At 65.3% G+C, this 20,167-nt stretch carries 15 protein-coding genes; 14 read left to right on the top strand and 1 reads right to left on the bottom strand.

Annotated features, from left to right (window positions below; all coding sequences use genetic code 11):
- Positions 1-545: 545 nt before the first annotated feature.
- A complete protein-coding gene (locus HAV18_RS34995) occupies positions 546-2,621 on the top strand; it encodes a molybdopterin-dependent oxidoreductase (RefSeq protein WP_166964991.1) in 2,076 nt (691 codons plus the stop codon).
- Between the two features lie 136 nt (positions 2,622-2,757).
- A complete protein-coding gene (locus tag HAV18_RS34990; protein ID WP_166964989.1) occupies positions 2,758-4,431 on the top strand; it encodes a long-chain fatty acid--CoA ligase in 1,674 nt (557 codons plus the stop codon).
- A gap of 278 nt (positions 4,432-4,709) precedes the next feature.
- Here HAV18_RS34990 and HAV18_RS34985 read toward each other — a convergent pair whose 3' ends face one another.
- Positions 4,710-5,861: a porin gene (locus HAV18_RS34985; RefSeq protein WP_166964987.1), complete on the bottom strand. Its 1,152-nt coding sequence runs from the start codon at positions 5,859-5,861 to the stop codon at positions 4,710-4,712.
- A gap of 275 nt (positions 5,862-6,136) precedes the next feature.
- Between HAV18_RS34985 and coq7 the strand changes: the two genes are divergently transcribed.
- The 12 genes from coq7 to murC all read left to right on the top strand — a co-directional run bounded on the left by coq7 (position 6,137) and on the right by murC (position 20,166).
- The gene (gene coq7 / locus HAV18_RS34980) at positions 6,137-6,763 is read left to right on the top strand and encodes a 2-polyprenyl-3-methyl-6-methoxy-1,4-benzoquinone monooxygenase (RefSeq protein WP_166964985.1); all 627 of its coding nucleotides are present in this window, start codon (positions 6,137-6,139) and stop codon (positions 6,761-6,763) included.
- A gap of 386 nt (positions 6,764-7,149) precedes the next feature.
- The gene (gene mraZ, locus HAV18_RS34975; protein WP_006487094.1) at positions 7,150-7,578 is read left to right on the top strand and encodes a division/cell wall cluster transcriptional repressor MraZ; all 429 of its coding nucleotides are present in this window, start codon (positions 7,150-7,152) and stop codon (positions 7,576-7,578) included.
- 23 nt (positions 7,579-7,601) lie between these two features.
- Positions 7,602-8,543 carry a 16S rRNA (cytosine(1402)-N(4))-methyltransferase RsmH gene (gene rsmH, locus HAV18_RS34970; RefSeq protein ID WP_166964983.1) on the top strand — a complete coding sequence of 314 codons (942 nt, stop codon included), beginning with the start codon at positions 7,602-7,604 and terminating at the stop codon, positions 8,541-8,543.
- A complete protein-coding gene (ftsL, locus tag HAV18_RS34965; protein ID WP_021159919.1) occupies positions 8,540-8,881 on the top strand; it encodes a cell division protein FtsL in 342 nt (113 codons plus the stop codon). The genes rsmH and ftsL overlap by 4 nt, the downstream gene beginning before the upstream one ends.
- On the top strand, positions 8,878-10,725 hold the full coding sequence (locus HAV18_RS34960) for a penicillin-binding protein 2 (RefSeq protein WP_166964981.1): 1,848 nt from the start codon (positions 8,878-8,880) through the stop codon (positions 10,723-10,725). The genes ftsL and HAV18_RS34960 overlap by 4 nt, the downstream gene beginning before the upstream one ends.
- The gene (locus tag HAV18_RS34955) at positions 10,722-12,260 is read left to right on the top strand and encodes a UDP-N-acetylmuramoyl-L-alanyl-D-glutamate--2,6-diaminopimelate ligase (protein ID WP_166964979.1); all 1,539 of its coding nucleotides are present in this window, start codon (positions 10,722-10,724) and stop codon (positions 12,258-12,260) included. The genes HAV18_RS34960 and HAV18_RS34955 overlap by 4 nt, the downstream gene beginning before the upstream one ends.
- A complete protein-coding gene (murF, locus tag HAV18_RS34950) occupies positions 12,257-13,663 on the top strand; it encodes a UDP-N-acetylmuramoyl-tripeptide--D-alanyl-D-alanine ligase (protein WP_166964977.1) in 1,407 nt (468 codons plus the stop codon). The genes HAV18_RS34955 and murF overlap by 4 nt, the downstream gene beginning before the upstream one ends.
- A gap of 16 nt (positions 13,664-13,679) precedes the next feature.
- Positions 13,680-14,849, top strand: a complete 1,170-nt coding sequence (gene mraY, locus HAV18_RS34945; protein WP_006477019.1) for a phospho-N-acetylmuramoyl-pentapeptide-transferase — start codon at positions 13,680-13,682, stop codon at positions 14,847-14,849.
- A 28-nt stretch (positions 14,850-14,877) separates the two neighbouring features.
- Entirely contained in the window at positions 14,878-16,392 is a 1,515-nt protein-coding gene (gene murD / locus HAV18_RS34940; RefSeq protein ID WP_166964975.1) for a UDP-N-acetylmuramoyl-L-alanine--D-glutamate ligase, read from the top strand.
- Positions 16,389-17,672: a putative lipid II flippase FtsW gene (gene ftsW, locus HAV18_RS34935; RefSeq protein WP_166964973.1), complete on the top strand. Its 1,284-nt coding sequence runs from the start codon at positions 16,389-16,391 to the stop codon at positions 17,670-17,672. Before murD ends, ftsW begins: the two co-directional genes overlap by 4 nt.
- On the top strand, positions 17,669-18,772 hold the full coding sequence (gene murG, locus HAV18_RS34930) for an undecaprenyldiphospho-muramoylpentapeptide beta-N-acetylglucosaminyltransferase (protein WP_166964971.1): 1,104 nt from the start codon (positions 17,669-17,671) through the stop codon (positions 18,770-18,772). Before ftsW ends, murG begins: the two co-directional genes overlap by 4 nt.
- Positions 18,769-20,166: a UDP-N-acetylmuramate--L-alanine ligase gene (gene murC / locus HAV18_RS34925; protein ID WP_166964969.1), complete on the top strand. Its 1,398-nt coding sequence runs from the start codon at positions 18,769-18,771 to the stop codon at positions 20,164-20,166. Before murG ends, murC begins: the two co-directional genes overlap by 4 nt.
- The last annotated feature ends 1 nt before the right edge of the window (position 20,167 follow it).

Here is a 20,167-nt window from a genome sequence, read left to right as displayed (position 1 = left end):
CGAGTCGGTCCCACCCCTTCCCATCCCGAACAGGACCGTGAAACGACTCTACGCCGATGATAGTGCGGATTCCCGTGTGAAAGTAGGTAATCGTCAGGCTCCCTAAGCCAGAAACCCCCGCCCGAAAAGGCGGGGGTTTTTGCATTTCGGCGACGGAAATGAGCGGGGGATCGGGATGAGTGACCTGGCTGGAGTTTCCACATCACCCCTCCCAAGTACAATCAATCACAACTCCCGATTTTCCGAAATGGCCGATATCATTCGTGATCTCTTGGTCTACTGATCGTATCTTCGATCAAAACTGTAATTTCTTCCACTCCGCGTATCGGTTGGCGACGTCGTGTGCGATCTGCTTTCCATCGTCGACAACGAATGTCGGGTTGGCCATGCACGTCTCTCTCCGCAGAAGACGTACCGAACAATCGAAGCTCCCCCGCTTCCATCAATCGCTTTTCAGTCAGATAACGCAGAATCCGTATGAAATGAACGCTTTATTCGGCGTGTCCACGTAAAATTTGCGAATCCCCATCTCTGCACTCGAAACGATGAACGCCGCCATTCAGGTAGCCCGGGCCGTCTGCCCGCATGATTGTCCGGACACGTGCGCAATGCGTGTGACTGTCGAAAACGGCAAGGCGATCAAGGTCACGGGCGATCCCGACCATCCGCCGACACAAGGCGTGTTGTGCACGAAAGTCAGCCGATACGCCGATCGCGTTCATCACCCCGACCGCCTCACCGTCCCGCTCAAGCGCATCGGTGCCAAAGGGGAAGGGCGTTTCGTATCGATCAGCTGGGACGAGGCGTTCGATGAGATCGGCCGTCGTCTCGGTGAAATCGCGGCGCGTGCACCGGAAGCGATCGTGCCGTACAGCTATGCGGGGACGATGGGGCTCGTGCAAGGGGAGGGCATCGCCCAGCGGTTCTTCCACAAGCTCGGCGCCTCGCGGCTCGAGCGCGCGATCTGCGCGGCGGCCGGTGCAGCGGGGTTGCGGTACACCTATGGTGGCAGTCTCGGCATGCACCTCGAGCATTTCGAGGAAAGCGAGCTGATTCTGATTTGGGGAGCGAACCCGATCGCGTCGAGCCTGCACTTCTGGACGCGTGCGCAGGAGGCGAAGCGCCGAGGCGCTCGTCTTGTCGCCATCGATCCGTACCGTTCGCTGACAGCCGAGAAGTGCCATCAGCATATCGCGTTGAAACCAGGTACTGATGGCGCGTTCGCACTCGGCATGATGCACGTGCTGATCACTGAAGACCTGCTCGATCACGACTACATCGCCAGCCATACGCTCGGCTTCGACGCACTCAAGGAACGGGCAATATCCTATCCGCCGGAACGCGTCGCGCAGATCTGCGGTATCGACGCGTCGGAGCTGATCGACCTTGCGCGTCGTTACGGCGCTACCCGCAAGGCATCGATTCGCCTCAACTACGGCATGCAGCGCGTTCGTGGCGGTGGTAACGCCGTACGCGCGATCGCAAGTCTGCCGGCGCTGACGGGAGCATGGCGGGATCGGGCCGGCGGGCTGTTGCTCTCGTCGTCGGAATCCGCCCCGGTCAACCAGGCGGCGCTGCTGCGCCCGGACTTGATGCCGGGTTGGCCGCACAAGCTGCCGCGCATCATCAACATGAACGCGATCGGCGACGCGCTCTTGCACCCGGGCGATGCAACCTTTGGGCCGAAGGTCGAAGCGGTAATCGTGTACAACTCGAATCCGGTGGCCGTTGCGCCGGATTCTTCGAAAGTCGCCGCGGGGTTCGCGCGTGACGACCTGTTCACGGTCGTTCTAGAGCATTTCAAGACAGATACCGTCGATTTTGCCGACATTGTATTGCCGGCAACCACGCAGCTCGAGCATCTGGACATCCACAAATCGTACGGCCACACCTACGTGATGGCGAACCTGCCGTCGATTCCTCCGGTGGGAGCCGCGCGGCCGAATACGGAGATCTTCCGCGGTATCGCGCGCAGCATGGGGCTCGACGAGCCCGCGCTCTATCACAGCGACGAAGAGGTCGCGCGCGCGGCGCTCCGCTGGGACGATCCGGCGCTCGACAGCGACTGGGACACGCTGAAGCGTGCCGGCTGGCTGAAGCTCAAGCTGCCGGAGGCGCCGTTCGCGAACGGCGGTTTCCGTACGCCGTCCGGCAAGTGCGAGTTCTATAGCCCGCGGCTCGAGCAGATGGGCTTGGACCCGGTGCCCGACTACCTGCCGCCGTTCGAATCGGCCGAGGCTGCGCCGGAGCTCGCCGCGCGCTATCCGCTCGCGATGATTTCGCCGCCGGCCCGCCACTTCCTGAACAGCACGTTCGTGAATGTCGACAGCCTGCGTCATACCGAAGGCGAGCCGCATCTCGACATTCACCCGTCAGACGCCGACGCACGGGGCATCGCAGAAGGCGACCTCGTTCGCATCTTCAACGACCGCGGATCGATGCAGGCGCTCGCGAGAATTACCGATCGCGCACGTGCAGGGCTCGTCGTCGGGCTGTCGATCTGGTGGAAGAAGCTGTCACCGGACGGCAGAAACGCAAACGAGGTGACAAGCCAGGCGCTCACCGATCTTGGCAATTCGGCGACGTTTTACGATTGCCTTGTGGAAGTTGAACGCATTTGATCGGATATCACCGTATGATCAGACGATTTTCCACGGAAGTTCGAAGTGGACATCTAACCCTGTTGTCTCGGGACGGGCGAGCCGTTACGATGCGTTTTAGCACGACCATTCGAAAATCTGTGAGGAGACGCGCAGTATGGACAAAATTTGGCTGAAATCGTACCCACCCGGCGTTCCAGCCGAAATTGACGCGTCTCCTTATCCCTCTGTTCCAGACCTGCTCGACGAAAGCTTCCGGCAGTACCGCGACCGCACGGCGTTCGTCTGCATGGGCAAGGGAATCACGTACGGCGAACTCGACAAGCTGTCGCGCCAGTTCGGCGCCTGGCTGCAATCGCGCGGGCTCGCGCGCGGGGCGCGCGTTGCGATCATGATGCCGAACGTGCTGCAGTATCCCGTGGCGATCGCCGCGGTACTGCGCGCGGGCTACACCGTCGTCAACGTCAATCCGCTCTATACGCCGCGCGAGCTCGAACATCAGCTGAAAGACAGCGGCGCGGAGGCGATCGTCATCCTCGAGAATTTCGCGTCGACGCTGCAGGCTGTCATCGCGAATACGAGCGTCAAGCACGTCGTCGTCGCATCGATGGGCGATCTGCTGGGCATCAAGGGATGGCTCGTCAACTACGTCGTGCGCAACGTAAAGAAGATGGTGCCCGCCTGGCAACTGCCGTCGTTCACGCGCTTCAAGGCCGCGTTGTCCGAGGGCGCGCGGCAGGCATTCAAGGCGCAGAAGATCGGCCCCGATGACGTCGCGTTCCTGCAATACACGGGCGGTACGACGGGCGTGGCGAAGGGGGCGACGCTGCTGCACCGGAACATCGTGTCGAACGTGCTGCAGGCAGGCGCCTGGCACCATCCGGCTCATGAGAAGTTCCCGGAGGTGAAACAGTTCGTGACGGTTGTCGCGCTGCCGCTGTATCACGTGTTCGCGCTGACTGTCTGCGGTTTCCTGACGATGCGTACCGGGGGCATGGGCATCCTGATCCCGAACCCGCGCGACATCGCCGGCATGATCAAGGAGCTGAAGGGCTACCAGATCTCGACGATCCCGGCGGTCAACACGCTGTACAACGCACTGCTGAACCACCCCGAATTCAATCAGCTCGACCTGTCGAAGCTCGTGATCGCCAACGGCGGCGGCATGGCGATCCAGGAAGGCGTCGCGAAACGCTGGTATGAAAAGACCCATACCGCGATCATCGAAGGATACGGGCTGTCCGAAACGTCGCCGGTGGCGACCTGCAACCCCGTGACGGCGACCGAATACAGCGGCACGATCGGCCTGCCGCTGCCGTCGACCGAAGTGGCGATTCGCGACGATGCCGGCAACGACGTCGCGCTCGGTGAACCCGGCGAGATCTGCATCCGCGGGCCGCAGGTGATGGCCGGCTACTGGAACCGGCCGGACGAGACCGCAAAGGTCATGTTCGCGGACGGCTTCTTCAAGACGGGCGACGTCGGCGTGATGGATGCGCGAGGTTACGTGAAGATCGTCGACCGGAAGAAGGACATGATTCTCGTGTCGGGCTTCAACGTGTATCCGAACGAAGTCGAGGACGTGGTGGCGTCGCATCCGGGCGTGTTCGAGGTGGCGGCCGTCGGCGTGCCCGACGAGCATTCCGGCGAAGCCGTGAAGCTGTTCGTCGTGAAGAAGGACCCGGCGCTCACCGACAAGGACATCCTCGCCTACTGCAAGGAGCGGCTCACCGGCTACAAGCGGCCGAAGCTGGTCGAGTTCCGTACGGAGCTGCCGAAAACGAACGTCGGCAAGATCCTGCGGCGCGAACTGCGCGACGGACGCGCGTAACGGCGCGGTCGATCGAATGGAAAAGCCCGGCTCGTGCCGGGCTTTTTTTGTTTGCGCTGGGCCCCCGAAGAGGCTGTTTCCGAACGGGGCTGCTTCCGGAATGGGCTTGCGGCGGCGGGCCGTGCGTTTCGATGCAGCGGAAGCAGGCGGCATGAGGCCCAGCGACAGGCGCGTCACGGCCGGTGCAATGCGCTGCGCTCAGGCTCTGCCGCCGCGGCGGAAAAGAAAAAGGCGCCCGAAGGCGCCTTCAATATGCTGCGGCTTGTCAGGCAAGCTGATTAGAACTTGTGACGGATACCGACGCGTGCTGCAACCTGGTTGCTGGTGCTTGAACCTGCGAGACCGTTGATCGCTGCAGTTGCCTGAATGACGTTGCCGTTCGCGTCGAGCACGTTGCCCGATGCGTGCTGGTACACGCCGATCGCGTAGACGTCGGTGCGCTTCGACAGGAAGTAGTCGACGCCCAGCGAGCCCTGGTGGTACTTGGCTGCCGAACTGCCGTTGATCTTGCTGCCTTGCGTGTAGTCGTACGCTGCGCCGAGAATCAACGCCGGGGTCAACTGATACTTGAAGTTGAGCTCGCCGTTGTTGAACGTCGCGCTCTGGTTCACGAACGGGCCTGCCGAGAAGCCCTTGAACTTCGTGTTCGAGTACGTCGCGCCGATCGTTGCTGCGCCGAACGTGTATGCGCCGCCTGCACCGATGACCTGGTACGTGTTCGCATTGTTCGCGTACGTGCCGTAGACCGGCGACGAGACCGATGCGGACGCGGAGCCGTTGTTGAACATGCCGCCGAACTGGTTCGGCGTGCGTGCGTTCAAGTAGCCGACGCCCAAGACCAACGGGCCGTTGTTGTAGCCTGCGCCCAGCGACCAGACCTGGTTCTTCGAGAACTGGCCTGCCTGACCGCCGAAGCTGTACAAGCCGCCGAACGAGAAGCCGCCGTAGGTGTTGCTCGTGAACTTGACCGCGTTGTTCACGCGATAGGCGTTGTTGAAGTTGTCGAGGTCGCCCGGGTGAGCGGCGATGTAGCCGCCCCACTGGTCGCCTGCCTCGAGCGGGCCGACGAAGTCGACGACGGAGTCGTATTGACGACCCAGCGTGACCGTACCGTACTGGCTCGACAGGCCGACGTAAGCTTGACGACCGAACATCAGGCCGCCCTGGCCGAGCTTGCCGCTGTTCACGTCGAAACCGTTTTCGAGGGTGAAGATCGCCTTCAGGCCGCCACCGAGGTCTTCGGTGCCGCGCAGGCCGAAGCGGCTGCCTTGCATCACGCCGCTGGCCATGCTGTACAGGTGCTTGCCGCCCGCGTTGTTGTTGAAGAGCAGGCCTTCATCGATGATGCCGTAAAGCGTCACGCTGCTTTGCGCATGGGCAGCGCCAGCGAACGCGCCCAGCGCGACGAGCGCGAGAAGCGACTTTTTCATTAACGGATCTCCAAAAATCACTGAATTTTTCTGGCGGGGCGGATAGTTATGTTCTGTTGACGGGCCCCATCAACTTCGCAAGAAGTCGCACGTAATGTAGCAAAACCGTTTTTTGCCACAAAGCGAAATGCCGCAGCTCAAGGTCGCCATGTTTCCTTTATGCAACAATGGTTAAAATCACGGGTTAACCGCAATTTCCGCTGAATAATCAAGTCGGTTACGCAGCGGACTCGTGCCCTTGCCGCTCGCGGCAGCACATGCAGCCAGGAGAACAGATGGTGTTTGATGAACTGATCAGCGAATTCGATCGCGGCCTGCGATCACTGACGGGCATTAGCCGGATGAGCCGGCCGGTGCCCGCACCGGCCGAGGCGCCGGCCGTCGAACTGACACCCGCGGAGCGTACGCATGCCGCGGGGCTGATGCGCGTGAACCACGTCGGCGAGGTCTGCGCCCAGGCGCTGTACCAGGCGCAGAAACTCACTGCGCGCACGGCATCCGCGAAGGCGATGTTCGAGGAAGCCGCGCGCGAGGAGGAGGACCACCTCGCGTGGACCGCGCATCGCCTGAAAGAGCTCGACTCGCGCCCGAGCCTGTTGAACCCGCTCTGGTATGCGGGTTCGCTCGTGATCGGCGTGGCGGCTGGCGCGCTCGGCGACAAGGTCAGCCTCGGCTTCATGGCCGAGACCGAACGGCAGGTCGAGAGCCATCTCGAAGGCCATATGTCGGAGTTGCCGGCGTCCGATACCGCATCGCGCGCGATCGTCGACCAGATGCGTATCGACGAAGTGAAGCACGGCAAGGCCGCGGCCGATGCCGGTGGGATCGAACTGCCGCTGCCCGCACGGATGCTGATGCGCGCCGCGTCGAAAGTCATGACGAGCACTGCGTACTATCTGTGAGATTCACACCGGGGCGATGCGTGACGTCGCCCCGGTTCCCCACCGCTGATACCGCCCGTTTATTCCTCGTTTTCCCGCCCCCGAAAGCCCCGTCCGCACACCCGTCTGGCCCGTCTTTCTCACGTATCACCTTCACAAGTTGCACTAGCTCATTCATTTATAACGGTTTTTGGAATGAGGGGCCGCATGAGCATGTGCGCGTAAGTCCTTGTTCTAACTAACAAAATTCGTCAAAAAAGCGGGCCGCTCCCTTGACCGTGTCACACCCTTCCTCTAAAGTGGGAGACAGTGTGAGAAAGTGTATTTTTGTGTGATTTAGCGGGCTATTCCGGCTAAATTCTCAGCATTGAGCGGGTGCTTCGGTGCCCTGAACGGGAGAGCGGAAAGTGTTCCAAGGGGCGTCGGCGCTGACGCTCGATGCGAAAGGGCGGATGTCGGTGCCGGCTCGCTATCGCGAAGCGCTGCAAGGACAGGCAGAAGGACGGGTGACTGTGACCAAGCACCCGGACGGCTGCCTGTTGCTGTTTCCGCGCCCCGAATGGGAGGTATTCCGCGCCAAGATCGCCGCGCTGCCGATGGACGCGCACTGGTGGCGGCGCATTTTTCTCGGCAATGCGATGGATGTCGATCTCGACAGCGCAGGCCGGATTCTTGTATCGCCCGAGCTGCGCATGGCAGCCGGGCTGGAAAAGGAAGTCATGTTGTTGGGAATGGGTAGTCACTTCGAGCTGTGGGATTCGCAGACCTACAACGCGAAGGAGCAGGCGGCGATGGCGCAGGGCATGCCCGACGCGCTGAAGAATTTCACGTTCTGATTGCGGTGACGGAGACTCCCGCGATGGGAAACGAATTGCGGCATCGGACGGTGCTGTTGGATGAAGCGGTCGAGTCGCTCGTGACGCGGCCGGACGGCGTTTATGTCGACGGCACGTTCGGGCGCGGCGGCCATAGCCGCGCGGTGCTCGCGCGGCTGGCGACGGCCGGGCGGCTGATCGCGTTCGACAAGGATCCGCGAGCGATCGAGACGGCGCAGGGCATCGAGGATGCGCGCTTCTCGATCGTGCATGACAGCTTTGCATCGATGCGCGACGCGCTTGCGGCGCGCGGTATCGAGAAGGTGTCGGGTGTGTTGCTTGACCTGGGCGTGTCCTCGCCGCAGGTGGACGATCCGGCGCGCGGCTTCAGTTTCCGCGCGGATGGTCCGCTGGACATGCGAATGGATCCGACGCGCGGCGAGTCGGCGGCGGAATGGCTCGCACGGGCAACGGTGCAGGAATTGACGGAGGTGATACGAGATTATGGGGAAGAACGGTTTGCTTTTCAGATTGCAAAGGCGCTTGTTGCTCGCCGGGCAGAGTCCGACCGTCTTGGGCCTCTCGACACCACGGGCGAGCTTGCCCAAATCGTGGGTCACGTCGTCAAAACCCGTGAGAAGGGCAAGGATCCGGCAACCCGCACCTTTCAGGCTATACGGATTCACGTCAATCAAGAGCTTGCGGACCTGCAAGTCGTACTAGACGCGGCACTGTCGTTGCTGGAGCAAGGGGGGCGGCTGGTGGTCATCAGCTTTCATTCACTCGAGGACCGGATCGTCAAGCGATTCATGCAGGCGCACGCGAGTGCGCCTGCGGTCGATCGTCGCCTGCCGATCCGTGCCGTCGACCTCCCGAGCCCGCCGCTCAAGATCATCAGCCGCCAGTTTCCGAGTGAAGCGGAAGTTGCTGCGAATCCGCGTGCCCGCTCGGCCGTGATGCGCATTGCGGAGCGCGTCACGCCATGAGCCGCTTCAATATCTTCCTGCTGATCATCGTGATGGGTTGCGCGCTGTCGGTCGTCAATTCGACGAACCAGCAGCGGCAGATTTTCATCCAGCTGCAGCGCGCGCAGTCGCAGGAGCGTCAGCTCCAGCAGGACTACGCGCAGCTTCAATATCAGCAGAGCGCGCTGTCGAAGACATCGCGCATCGAGCAGCTCGCGAACGATTCGCTGAAGATGCAGCCGATCTCGACCGGCCGCACGCAATACCTGACGCTGCCGCCGGGCGCCGCGAAGGCGATCGACGCGCCGATCCCGGCTTCGGCCGACACGGCAGGCAAGGGCAAGGGAGGCGCGCGATGAAGCCGTCCCAGAAGCGCCAGAACGTGAAGTTCTCGTCCAGCCCGGTGCTGGGCGTGCATCTGCCGATGTGGCGCTCGAAGCTCGTCGTGTTCCTGCTGTTCATGGCGTTCGTCGCGCTGGCCGCGCGCGCGTTCTGGATCCAGGGGCCCGGCAACGCGTTCTACCAGAAGCAGGGCGAAAGCCGCTACCAGCGCACGCTCGAGCTGCCGGCGACGCGCGGCAAGATTCTCGACCGTAACGGGCTCGTGCTCGCGACGAGCCTGCCCGTGCGCGCGATCTGGGCGATTCCCGACGCGGTGCCGGACGATCTCGATGCCGACAAGGTCAACCAGCTTGGCAAGCTCCTCGGCATGACGCCGAAGGAACTGCGCGTGAAGCTGTCGGAAGACAAGGGGTTCGTCTACGTGAAGCGCCAGGTGCCGCTCGACGTTGCGGACAAGGTCGCCGCGCTCGACATTCCCGGCATCTACCAGCGCAACGAATACAAGCGCTTCTATCCGGAAGGCGAGATCACCGCTCACCTGATCGGCTTCACGAACGTCGAGGACGAAGGGCAGGAAGGCGTCGAACTCGGCGACCAGAAGATGCTGTCCGGCACGTCGGGCGTGCGTCGCGTGATCAAGGACCGGATGGGACACATCGTCGAGGACGTCGCCGAGCAGATCCCGCCGCACAACGGGACCGACGTCGACCTGTCGATCGACAGCAAGATCCAGTACATCGCGTACGCGAACCTGAAGGCCGCCGTCGAGAAGTTCAAGGCGAAGGCCGGCGCGGCGATGGTCGTCGACGTGCGCACCGGCGAGGTGCTCGCGCTCGTCAACTACCCGACGTACAACCCGAACGACCGCTCGCGCATGACGGGCGAGCAGCTGCGCAACCGGATCATGACCGACGTGTTCGAGCCGGGCTCGATCATGAAGCCGTTCACGGTATCGCTCGCGCTCGACCTGCACCGCGTGACGCCGAACACGCTCGTCGAGACGGGCAACGGACATTTCGTGCTGGACGGCGCGCCGATCACCGACGACGCAGGTTTCGGCACGCTGACGGTCGGCGGCGTGATCCAGAAGTCGAGCAACATCGGCGCGACGAAGATCGCGATGACGATGCGGCCCGAGGAAATGTGGAATATGTATACGAGCATCGGCCTCGGCCAGGCGCCGAAGGTCGGGTTCCCGGGCGCGGTGGCCGGCCGCCTGCGTCCATGGAAGAGCTGGCGTCGCATCGAGCAGGCGACGATGTCGTACGGCTACGGCCTGTCGGTGTCGCTGTTCCAGCTCGCACGCGCTTACACGGCGATCGCGCATGACGGCGAGCTGATGCCCGTGACCATTTTCAAGACCGACCCCAACCAGCCGGTCGTGGGCACGCAGGTGTTCAACCCGACCACCGCGCGCGAAGTGCGCGCGATGCTCGAGACGGTGGTGGCGCCGGGCGGCACGTCGCCTGATGCGGCCGTGCCGGGCTATCGCGTCGGCGGCAAGAGCGGTACCGCGTACAAGCATGAAGGTCACGGCTACACGCGCAAGTACCGCGCGTCGTTCGTCGGGATGGCGCCGATGCCGAATCCGCGCATCGTCGTCGCGGTGTCGGTCGACGAGCCGACCGCCGGCAGCCACTTCGGCGGACAGGTGTCCGGCCCCGTATTCTCGGCGATCGCCGGGGATACGATGCGTGCACTGAACGTGCCGCCGAACATGCCGATCAAGCAGCTTGTCGTGTCTGACGATTCGCCGGCAGCACCTTCCGCAACGGGGCCGCAAAAGCTGGCCGCGGGTGGCGGTGCGAAGCATATGATCGTGTCCAGCACGACGCGTAATTCACCAGGAGTTGTTCGATGAGCGCCGCTCGCAGTTCCCATCCGGCGCATCAGCAGATCGCAGCCGCGCTTGCGTGGCTGCGTCAGCATGTGGCCCCCGCAGCGCAACTGCATGCCGACACGCGCAGCCTCAAGGCCGGCGACGTGTTTCTTGCGTATGCGGTCGACGGGGCCGACAACCGCGCTTTCATTGTCGATGCCGTCGCGAGCGGTGCGGCCGCCGTGCTGTATCAGCCGGAAGGGCTGGTCGCGGCGCCGGCGGTGCCCGTTGCACTGGCCGTGCCGGCGCTCGATCAGCTCGCCGGCGAGATCGCCAGCGGCTGGTACGGCGATCCGAGCGACAGCCTGCTCGCGGTGGGCGTAACCGGCACGAACGGCAAGACTTCGTGCACGCAATGGATCGCCGCCGCGCTGACGGCGCTGCACCAACCGTGCGCGGTGATCGGCACGCTCGGCAGCGGGATGCCCGGCCAGCTCGTGCCGACGGGGTTCACGACTCCCGACGCGCCGCAACTGCAGCGCAGTCTCGCGCAGTTGCGCGACGCGGGCGCGAAGGCCGTGGCGATGGAAGTGTCGTCGCACGCGCTGCACCAGGGGCGCGTGAACGGTACGGCCTTCGACATCGCGGTATTTACGAACCTCACGCAGGATCACCTCGACTATCACGGCACGTTCGATGCGTATGAAGCCGCGAAGGCGAAGCTGTTCGCGTGGCGAGGCCTGCGCGCGGCGGTCGTCAACCGCGACGACGCAGCCGGCCGGCGCCTGCTCGAGAAGCTCGCCGGCCGCGTGCGCACGATCGCGTACGGGATCGGCGATGCACCGGCGCCCGACGCCGATCGCGAACTGGTCGCGATCGACGTGCGCGCCACTGCAACCGGCACGGCGTTCCGCCTGCGCTCGTCGTGGGGCGACGCGGACGTCGAGGTCGGCACGCTCGGCACGTTCAACGTCAGCAACCTGCTCGCGGTGCTCGGCTCGCTGCTCGCAGCCGACGTGCCGTTCGACGCCGCACTCGCCGAGATCGCGCGGCTCGAGTCCGTCAACGGCCGGATGCAGCGGCTCGGCGGCCGACTGCAGAACGACGAACCGCTCGTCGTGATCGACTACGCACACACGCCCGACGCGCTCGAAAAGACGCTCGACGCGCTGCGCCCGATCGCCGCGGCGCGCGGCGGCCGGCTCGTCTGCATGTTCGGCTGCGGCGGTGATCGCGATGCGACGAAGCGCCCGCTGATGGGCGCGATCGCGGAGCGGCTCGCCGATGAAACCGTCGTCACGAGCGACAACCCGCGCAGCGAGGATCCGCAGCGCATCATCGACCAGATCGTCACGGGCATGACCGCGCCCGATCGCGCACGCCGTATCGAGGATCGCGCGAGCGCAATCCTGCAGGCGGTGCGCGGCGCCGCACGCGAGGATGTCGTCGTGCTGGCCGGCAAGGGCCACGAGGCCACGCAGGAAATCATGGGCAAGAAGCGCACGTTCTCCGACCAGGATCACGCGCGGCTCGCGCTGGCAGCGCGCGCGACGCATGGCAAGGGAGGCGCCGAATGACGATGCTGAGCCTCGGCGAAGCCGCTCGCCTGATTCCCGACGCAACCGTCCACGGCGATGCGGGCGTCACGTTCGACCGCGTGTCGACGGACAGCCGCACGGTCGGCCCCGGCGACCTGTTCGTTGCACTGAAAGGCGAGCGCTTCGACGCGCACGACTTCCTTGGCGATGTCGCTGCGCGCGGTGCTGCCGCGGCGCTCGTCGCGCACGTGCCGGCTGGCGTCACGATGCCGGCAATCGAAGGCGGCGAAACACGTGCCGCGCTCGGCGCACTTGCGCACGGCTGGCGCAAACGATTCGCGTTGCCGCTCGTTGCGGTGACAGGCAGCAATGGCAAGACGACCGTCAAGGAAATGATCGCGTCGATCTTCGCGGCGGCGGTCGGCGCCAATGCGCGGCTCGCGACGGCCGGCAACCTGAACAACGATGTCGGCCTGCCGCTGACGCTGCTGCGCCTGTCGGCCCAGCATCGTCTCGCGGTGATCGAGATCGGGATGAACCACCCGGGCGAGACCGAAGTCCTCGCGCGCCTCACGGCGCCGACGGTCGCGCTCGTCAACAACGCGCAGCGCGAGCACCAGGAATTCATGGCGACGGTGGAAGCTGTCGCGCTCGAACACGCGGCCGTGATTCACGCGCTGCCGCCGGACGGCGTTGCGGTGTTCCCGGCCGACGATGCGTATGCGGGCATCTGGCGCGTCGCGGCGACCGGCAACCGGATCCTCGATTTCGCGCTGCACGATGCCGAACGGCAGAACGATGCGCAGGTCATCGGCCGCCTGCACGGCGGCGAACTCGCGATCGACACGCCCGCGGGCGCCGTCACGGTGCGGCTGCGCGCGCTCGGCGAGCACAACGCGCGCAACGCGCTGGCCGCGACGGCCGCGGCACTGGGCGCCGGCGTCGCGCTGTCGGCGATCAAGCAGGGCCTCGAATCATTCGAGCCGGTCAAGGGCCGGCTGCAGGTGAAGCAGGCGATCGCAGGCAGCCTCGCGGGTGCAACGGTCGTCGACGATACGTACAACGCGAATCCCGATTCGATGCGTGCCGCGATCGACGTGCTCGCCACGCAACCGGCGCCGCGCGTGCTGGTGATCGGTGACATGGGCGAGGTCGGCGACGAAGGGCCGGCTTTCCACCGGGAGGTCGGTGCATACGCGCGCGAGTGCGGGATCGACGCGCTGTTCGCGCTCGGCGACGCATCGCGCGATGCCTGCGCGGCGTACGGCGACACCGCCCGCCATTTCGGCGACGTCGGCGCGCTGGTCGACGCGCTGCTCGCGGCGGGCTACGGCGCGCAGGCGACGCTGCTCGTGAAGGGCTCGCGGTACATGAAGATGGAGCGCGTGGTCGACGCGCTGACGAACCAACCCGCGGCGGGCACGGCGCCCGCTGCACACTGAGTAGAAGGAAGGAAGCATGCTGCTGGCGCTGGCGCAATGGCTGCAAGGAGACGCAAGCTTTTTGCGCTTGTTCACGTACCTCACATTCCGTGCGGTGATGGCCACCATCACCGCGCTCGGGATCGGGCTCGTGTGCGGACCGTGGGTGATCCGCAAGCTGACGCAAATGAAGGTCGGGCAGGCCGTGCGCAAGGACGGCCCGCAGACCCACCTCGTCAAGTCCGGCACGCCGACGATGGGCGGCGTGCTGATCCTGATCGGCATCGCGGTCGCGACGCTGTTGTGGGGCGACCTGACGAACCGTTTCATCTGGATCGTGATGCTTGTCACGTTCGGTTTCGGCGTGATCGGCTGGGTCGACGACTACCGCAAGGTCGTCCACAAGGATCCGCGCGGGATGTCGTCGCGCGAGAAGTATTTCTGGCAATCGGTGATCGGGCTGTTTGCGGCCGTCTACCTCGCGTTCAGCGTGTCCGAGGCGAACAACGTGCGCGTGTTCGACCTGTTCATGGCTTGGGTGAGGAGCGGCCTGTCGATGGGGCTGCCGGCACGCGCCGACCTGATGCTGCCGTTCCTGAAGTCGATCAGCTATCCACTCGGCGTCTGGGGCTTCATCGTGCTGACGTACTTCGTGATCGTCGGCGCGAGCAACGCAGTGAACCTGACCGACGGCCTCGACGGCCTCGTGATCATGCCGGTCGTGCTGGTCGGTGCGTCGCTGGGTGTGTTCGCGTACGTGATGGGCAGCGCGGTCTATTCAAAATACCTGCTGTTTCCGCACATTCCGGGCGCGGGCGAACTGCTGATCTTCTGTTCCGCGATGGGCGGGGCAGGGCTCGCGTTCCTCTGGTACAACACGCACCCCGCGCAGGTGTTCATGGGTGACGTCGGCGCGCTGGCGCTCGGCGGCGCGCTCGGCACGGTCGCGGTGATCGTGCGCCAGGAAATCGTGCTGTTCATCATGGGCGGCATCTTCGTCGCGGAAACGCTGTCGGTGATGCTGCAGGTTTCATGGTTCAAGTACACGAAAAAGCGTTACGGCGAAGGGCGGCGCCTGCTGAAGATGGCGCCGCTGCATCACCATTTCGAGTTGTCCGGCTGGAAAGAAACGCAGGTGGTCGTGCGTTTCTGGATCATCACGCTGATGCTGTGCCTGTTCGGTCTGACCACCCTCAAGCTGCGGTAAAGGAAAGGTAACAAGGATGTCTGGCGAGATGTTTGGAGATCGGCAACGGCCGATGGTGCTCGTACTGGGGCTCGGGGAATCGGGTCTCGCGATCGCGCGATGGTGCGCGAGGCACGGGTGCCGGCTGCGTATTGCCGATACCCGCGAGGCGCCGCCGAACCTTGCCGCGCTGCAGGCTGAAGGCATCGATGCGGAATTCGTCGGCGGGGCGTTCACGCCCGCGCTGCTCGACGGCGGCGTCGAGATCGTCGGGCTGAGCCCCGGGCTGTCGCCGCTCGAACCGGCACTCGCGGCGTTGGTTGCGGCCGCGAACGAGCGCGGCGTCGCGGTGTGGGGCGAGCTGGAATTCTTCGCGCAGGCGCTGCGTGCGCTCGGCACGAGCGGCTACCAGCCGAAGGTGCTCGCGATCACGGGCACCAACGGCAAGACCACGACGACGAGCCTCACGGGCCTGCTGTGCCAGCGCTCGGGCAAGAAGGTCGCCGTCGCGGGCAACATCAGCCCCGCGATGCTCGACCGGCTCGCCGGTGCGATCGACGAAACCGCGCTGCCCGACGTATGGGTGCTCGAACTGTCGAGCTTCCAGCTCGAGACTGCGCGCACGTTCTCGCCCGATGCGGCCGCGATCCTCAACATCACGCAGGACCACCTCGACTGGCACGGCAGCTTCGACGCGTACGCACAGGCAAAGGGCCGGATCTTCGGCGCGACAACGACGCGCGTGCTGAACCGCGACGATGCGGCCGTGATGAAGTTCGCGCCGGCAGCCGGCGCGGCCGACTCGCCGCGTACGGTCACGTTCGGCCTGAACGAACCGGTACAGGACGGCGACTACGGGCTGTCGCGCGACAACGGCATCGCGTGGCTGGTGGAAGCCGTCGATCGCGATGCACCCGACGAAGCGGCGACGACGAGCCGCCGGCGCAAGCGCGATGCCGCGCATACGCCCGACATCGCGCAGAAGCGCTTGATGCCGGCCGACGCACTGCGTATTCGCGGGCTGCACAACGCGGCGAACGCGCTGGCCGCGTTCGCGCTCGCACGCGCGATCGACCTGCCGGCCGCACCGCTGCTGCACGCGCTGCGCGAGTACCGCGGCGAAGCGCATCGCGTCGAAGTGATCGCGACGATCGACGACGTGGACTACGTCGACGACAGCAAGGGCACGAACGTCGGCGCAACGGTTGCCGCGCTCGACGGGCTCGCCCAGAAGATCGTGCTGATCGCGGGCGGAGACGGCAAGGGTCAGGATTTCGCGCCGCTGGTCGCGCCGGTTGCGCGCTGGTGCCGCGCGGTGATGCTGATCGGCCGTGACGCGCCGGCGATCCGCGACACGCTCGCCGAAACGGGCGTACCGCTTGCCGATCATGCGACGCTCGAAGGCGCGGTGCACGCGGCGGCCGACCTCGCCGAACCGGGCGATGCGGTGCTGCTGTCGCCCGCATGCGCGAGCCTCGACATGTTCAGGAACTATGCCCATCGCGCGGATGTGTTCCGCGCGGCGGTCGACGAAATCGCCATCGACAAAGGAGCGACGCCATGAGCTGGTCCGATCGCATCGTCTCCCGTTTCAACGATCGGCGCGACACCGGCGGCAATGCCGCGGGCGGCCGCGTCGCGTCGGCCACGCGTGCCGCGACGGGTGGCCTCGCGAGCGTCGTCAACGGCGTGCGCCCGAGCCGTTCGAGGATGCTCGACTTCGACTACTCGCTGCTGTGGGTCGCGATCGCGCTGCTCGGGCTGGGCGTCGTGATGGTGTACTCGGCGTCGATCGCGATGCCCGATTCGCCGAAATACGCGTCGTATCACGATTACGCGTTCCTGATGCGCCACTGCATCTCGCTCGTCGTCGCGTTCATCGCGGCGGTGATCGCGTTCCGGGTGCCGGTGTCGACATGGGACAAGTACGCGCCGCATCTCTTCCTGATCGCGCTCGTCGGTCTCGTGATCGTGCTGATCCCGCACGTCGGCAAGGGCGTGAACGGTGCCCGCCGCTGGATTCCGCTCGGCATCACGAACATGCAGCCGTCGGAAATCATGAAGCTCGCGGTGACGATCTACGCGGCGAACTACACGGTGCGCAAGCAGGAATACATGCAGAGCTTCGCGAAGGGCTTCCTGCCGATGGCATTCGCGGTCGGGCTGGTCGGTGCGCTGCTGCTGCTCGAGCCTGACATGGGCGCGTTCATGGTGGTCGCGGCGATCGCGATGGGCGTGCTGTTCCTCGGCGGCGTGAACGGCAAGCTGTTCGGCGGCCTCGTCGCGACGGCGGTCGGCACGTTCACGATGCTGGTGTGGCTGTCGCCGTGGCGTCGCGAGCGGATCTTCGCGTACCTCGATCCGTGGGACGAGCGCTACGCGCAGGGCAAGGCGTACCAGCTCACGCACTCGCTGATCGCGTTCGGACGTGGCGAGTGGTTCGGGGTCGGCCTCGGCGGCAGCGTCGAGAAGCTGAACTACCTGCCGGAAGCCCATACCGACTTCATCCTCGCGGTGATTGGCGAGGAACTCGGTTTCGTCGGCGTGCTGGTCGTGATCCTGTTGTTTTACTGGATCGTGCGCCGCGCGTTCGAGATCGGCCGCCAGGCGCTCGCGCTCGATCGCACGTTCGCGGGCCTGATGGCCAAGGGTATCGGCATCTGGTTCGGTGCGCAGACCTTCATCAACATGGGCGTGAACCTCGGGCTGCTGCCGACCAAGGGCCTGACGCTGCCGCTCGTGAGCTACGGCGGCTCCGGCATTCTGCTGAACTGCGTGGCGATCGCGGTGCTGCTGCGGGTCGACTATGAAAACCGGGTGCTGATGCGCGGAGGGAAGGTATGACCGCGTCGCAACGCACGCTGATGGTGATGGCAGGCGGCACCGGGGGCCACGTGTTCCCGGGGCTCGCGGTCGCGCACCGGATGGAAGCGGCGGGCTGGCGCGTCGTATGGCTCGGCAATCCGGCCGGGATGGAAGCGACGCTCGTGCCGAAGCACGGCATTCCGATGGAGTACGTGCGGTTCGGCGGGCTGCGCGGCAAGGGCCTGAAGACCAAGCTGACGCTGCCGGTCAACCTGCTGCGCGCATGCTGGCAGAGCCTCGGCGCGCTGCGCCGCGTGCGGCCGGACGTCGTGCTCGGGATGGGCGGCTACATCACGTTCCCGGCGGGCGTGATGACCGCGCTGTCGGGGCGTCCGCTCGTGCTGCATGAACAGAATTCGATCGCGGGCCTGACGAACAAGGTGCTTGCGAAACTCGCGAAGCGCGTGCTCGTCGCATTCCCCGGCGCGCTGCCGCACGCGGAATGGACGGGTAACCCGATTCGTGCGGAACTTGCCGGCACGGAAGCGCCCAAAGCACGCTATGCATCGCGCAGCGGCCCGTTGAACGTGCTGGTCGTCGGCGGCAGCCTTGGTGCGACCGCGCTGAACGAAGTCGTGCCGCGCGCGCTGGCGCTGCTGACGCCGGGCGAACGCCCGCGCGTCGTGCACCAGGCCGGCGTGAAGCACATCGAAGCATTGAAGACGAATTACGAAGCGGCCGGTTTCTCGGCCGGCGAAGACGTGCGGCTCGTGCCGTTCATCGACGACATGGCGGCCGCGTATGCGGCGGCGGATCTCGTGATCTGCCGGTCGGGTGCGATGACGGTGTCGGAGATCGCGGCGGTGGGCGTGGCGGCGCTGTTCGTGCCGTTCCCGTACGCGGTCGACGATCACCAGACGACCAACGCCGCGTTCCTCGCCGATGCGGGCGCGGCCGTACTGGTGCAACAACGCGACCTGTCGGCGGATCTGCTCGCCGACTGGCTGCGCGGCCAGTCGCGGGCATCGCTCGCCGACATGGCGGAACGTTCGCGTGCATTGGCGAAGCCCGAGGCCACCGAGGAAGTCGCGCGTGTGTGCGCGAAGGCGGCCGGCGCGAACCTGGAAATACTGCAATGAAACACATCGTCAAACACATTCATTTCGTCGGGATCGGCGGCGCGGGCATGAGCGGCATCGCCGAAGTGCTCGTCAACCTCGGCTACGAAGTCAGCGGCTCGGACCTGTCGCGCAACGCGGTGACCGATCGCCTGGAGGCGCTCGGCGCACGGATCGCGATCGGCCACGACGCGGCGAACATCGAGGGCGCGAACGCGGTCGTCGTATCGACGGCCGTGCGCTCGGACAACCCGGAAGTGCTGGCCGCGCGTGCGAAGCGCGTGCCGATCGTGCAGCGCGCGGTGATGCTGGCGGAGCTGATGCGCCTGAAGCAGGGGATCGCGATTGCCGGCACGCACGGCAAGACCACGACGACGAGCCTCGTCGCGAGCGTGCTCGCGGCGGGCGGGCTGGACCCGACCTTCGTGATCGGCGGGCGGCTGATCAGCGCCGGCGCGAACGCGCGGCTCGGCACGGGCGATTTCATCGTCGCCGAGGCCGACGAGTCGGACGCGTCGTTCCTGAACCTGTACCCGGTGATCGAAGTCATCACGAACATCGACGCCGACCACATGGACACCTACGGCCACGATTTCGCGCGGCTCAAGCAGGCGTTCATCGAATTCACGCAGCGTCTGCCGTTCTACGGCAGCGCGGTCGTGTGCGTCGACGATCCGAACGTGCGGCAGATCATCCCGTTCATCTCGAAGCCGGTCGTGCGCTACGGCCTGTCGCCGGACGCGCAGGTGCGTGCCGAGAACATCGACGCGCGCGATGGCCGCATGCATTTCACGGTGATCCGCGAAGGGCGCGCGCCGCTCGCGGTCGTACTGAACATGCCGGGCCTGCACAACGTGCAGAACGCACTCGCGGCAATCGCGATCGCCACCGACCTCGGCGTGACGGATGACGCGATCCAGCTGGCGCTGGCGGAATTCAACGGCGTCGGCCGGCGTTTCCAGCGTTACGGCGAGGTGCCGACCGCAGACGGCGGCCAGTACACGCTGATCGACGACTACGGCCATCACCCGGTCGAGATGGCCGCGACGATCGCGGCCGCGCGCGGTGCGTTCCCGGGGCGTCGCCTCGTGCTGGCGTTCCAGCCGCACCGCTACACGCGTACGCGCGATTGCTTCGACGATTTCGTCAACGTGCTGTCGACGGTCGATGCGCTGGTGCTGACGGAAGTCTACGCGGCCGGCGAGGCTGCGATCTCGACCGCCAACGGCGAGGCGCTGTCGCGCGCGTTGCGCGCGGTCGGGAAGGTTGACCCGGTGTTCGTCGCGACGGTCGACGACGTGCCGGACGCATTGGCGAAGGTCGCGCAGAACGGCGACGTGGTGATCACGATGGGCGCGGGTTCGATCGGCGGCGTGCCGACGAAGGTCACGCAGCACACTCAACAGAAGGCATGAC

Source organism: Burkholderia sp. D-99 (assembly GCF_011605345.1).
Taxonomy (GTDB): Bacteria; Pseudomonadota; Gammaproteobacteria; order Burkholderiales; family Burkholderiaceae; genus Burkholderia.
Note: the sequence above shows the minus strand (reverse complement) of the source record. Positions and strands in the feature narration are given on the sequence as shown.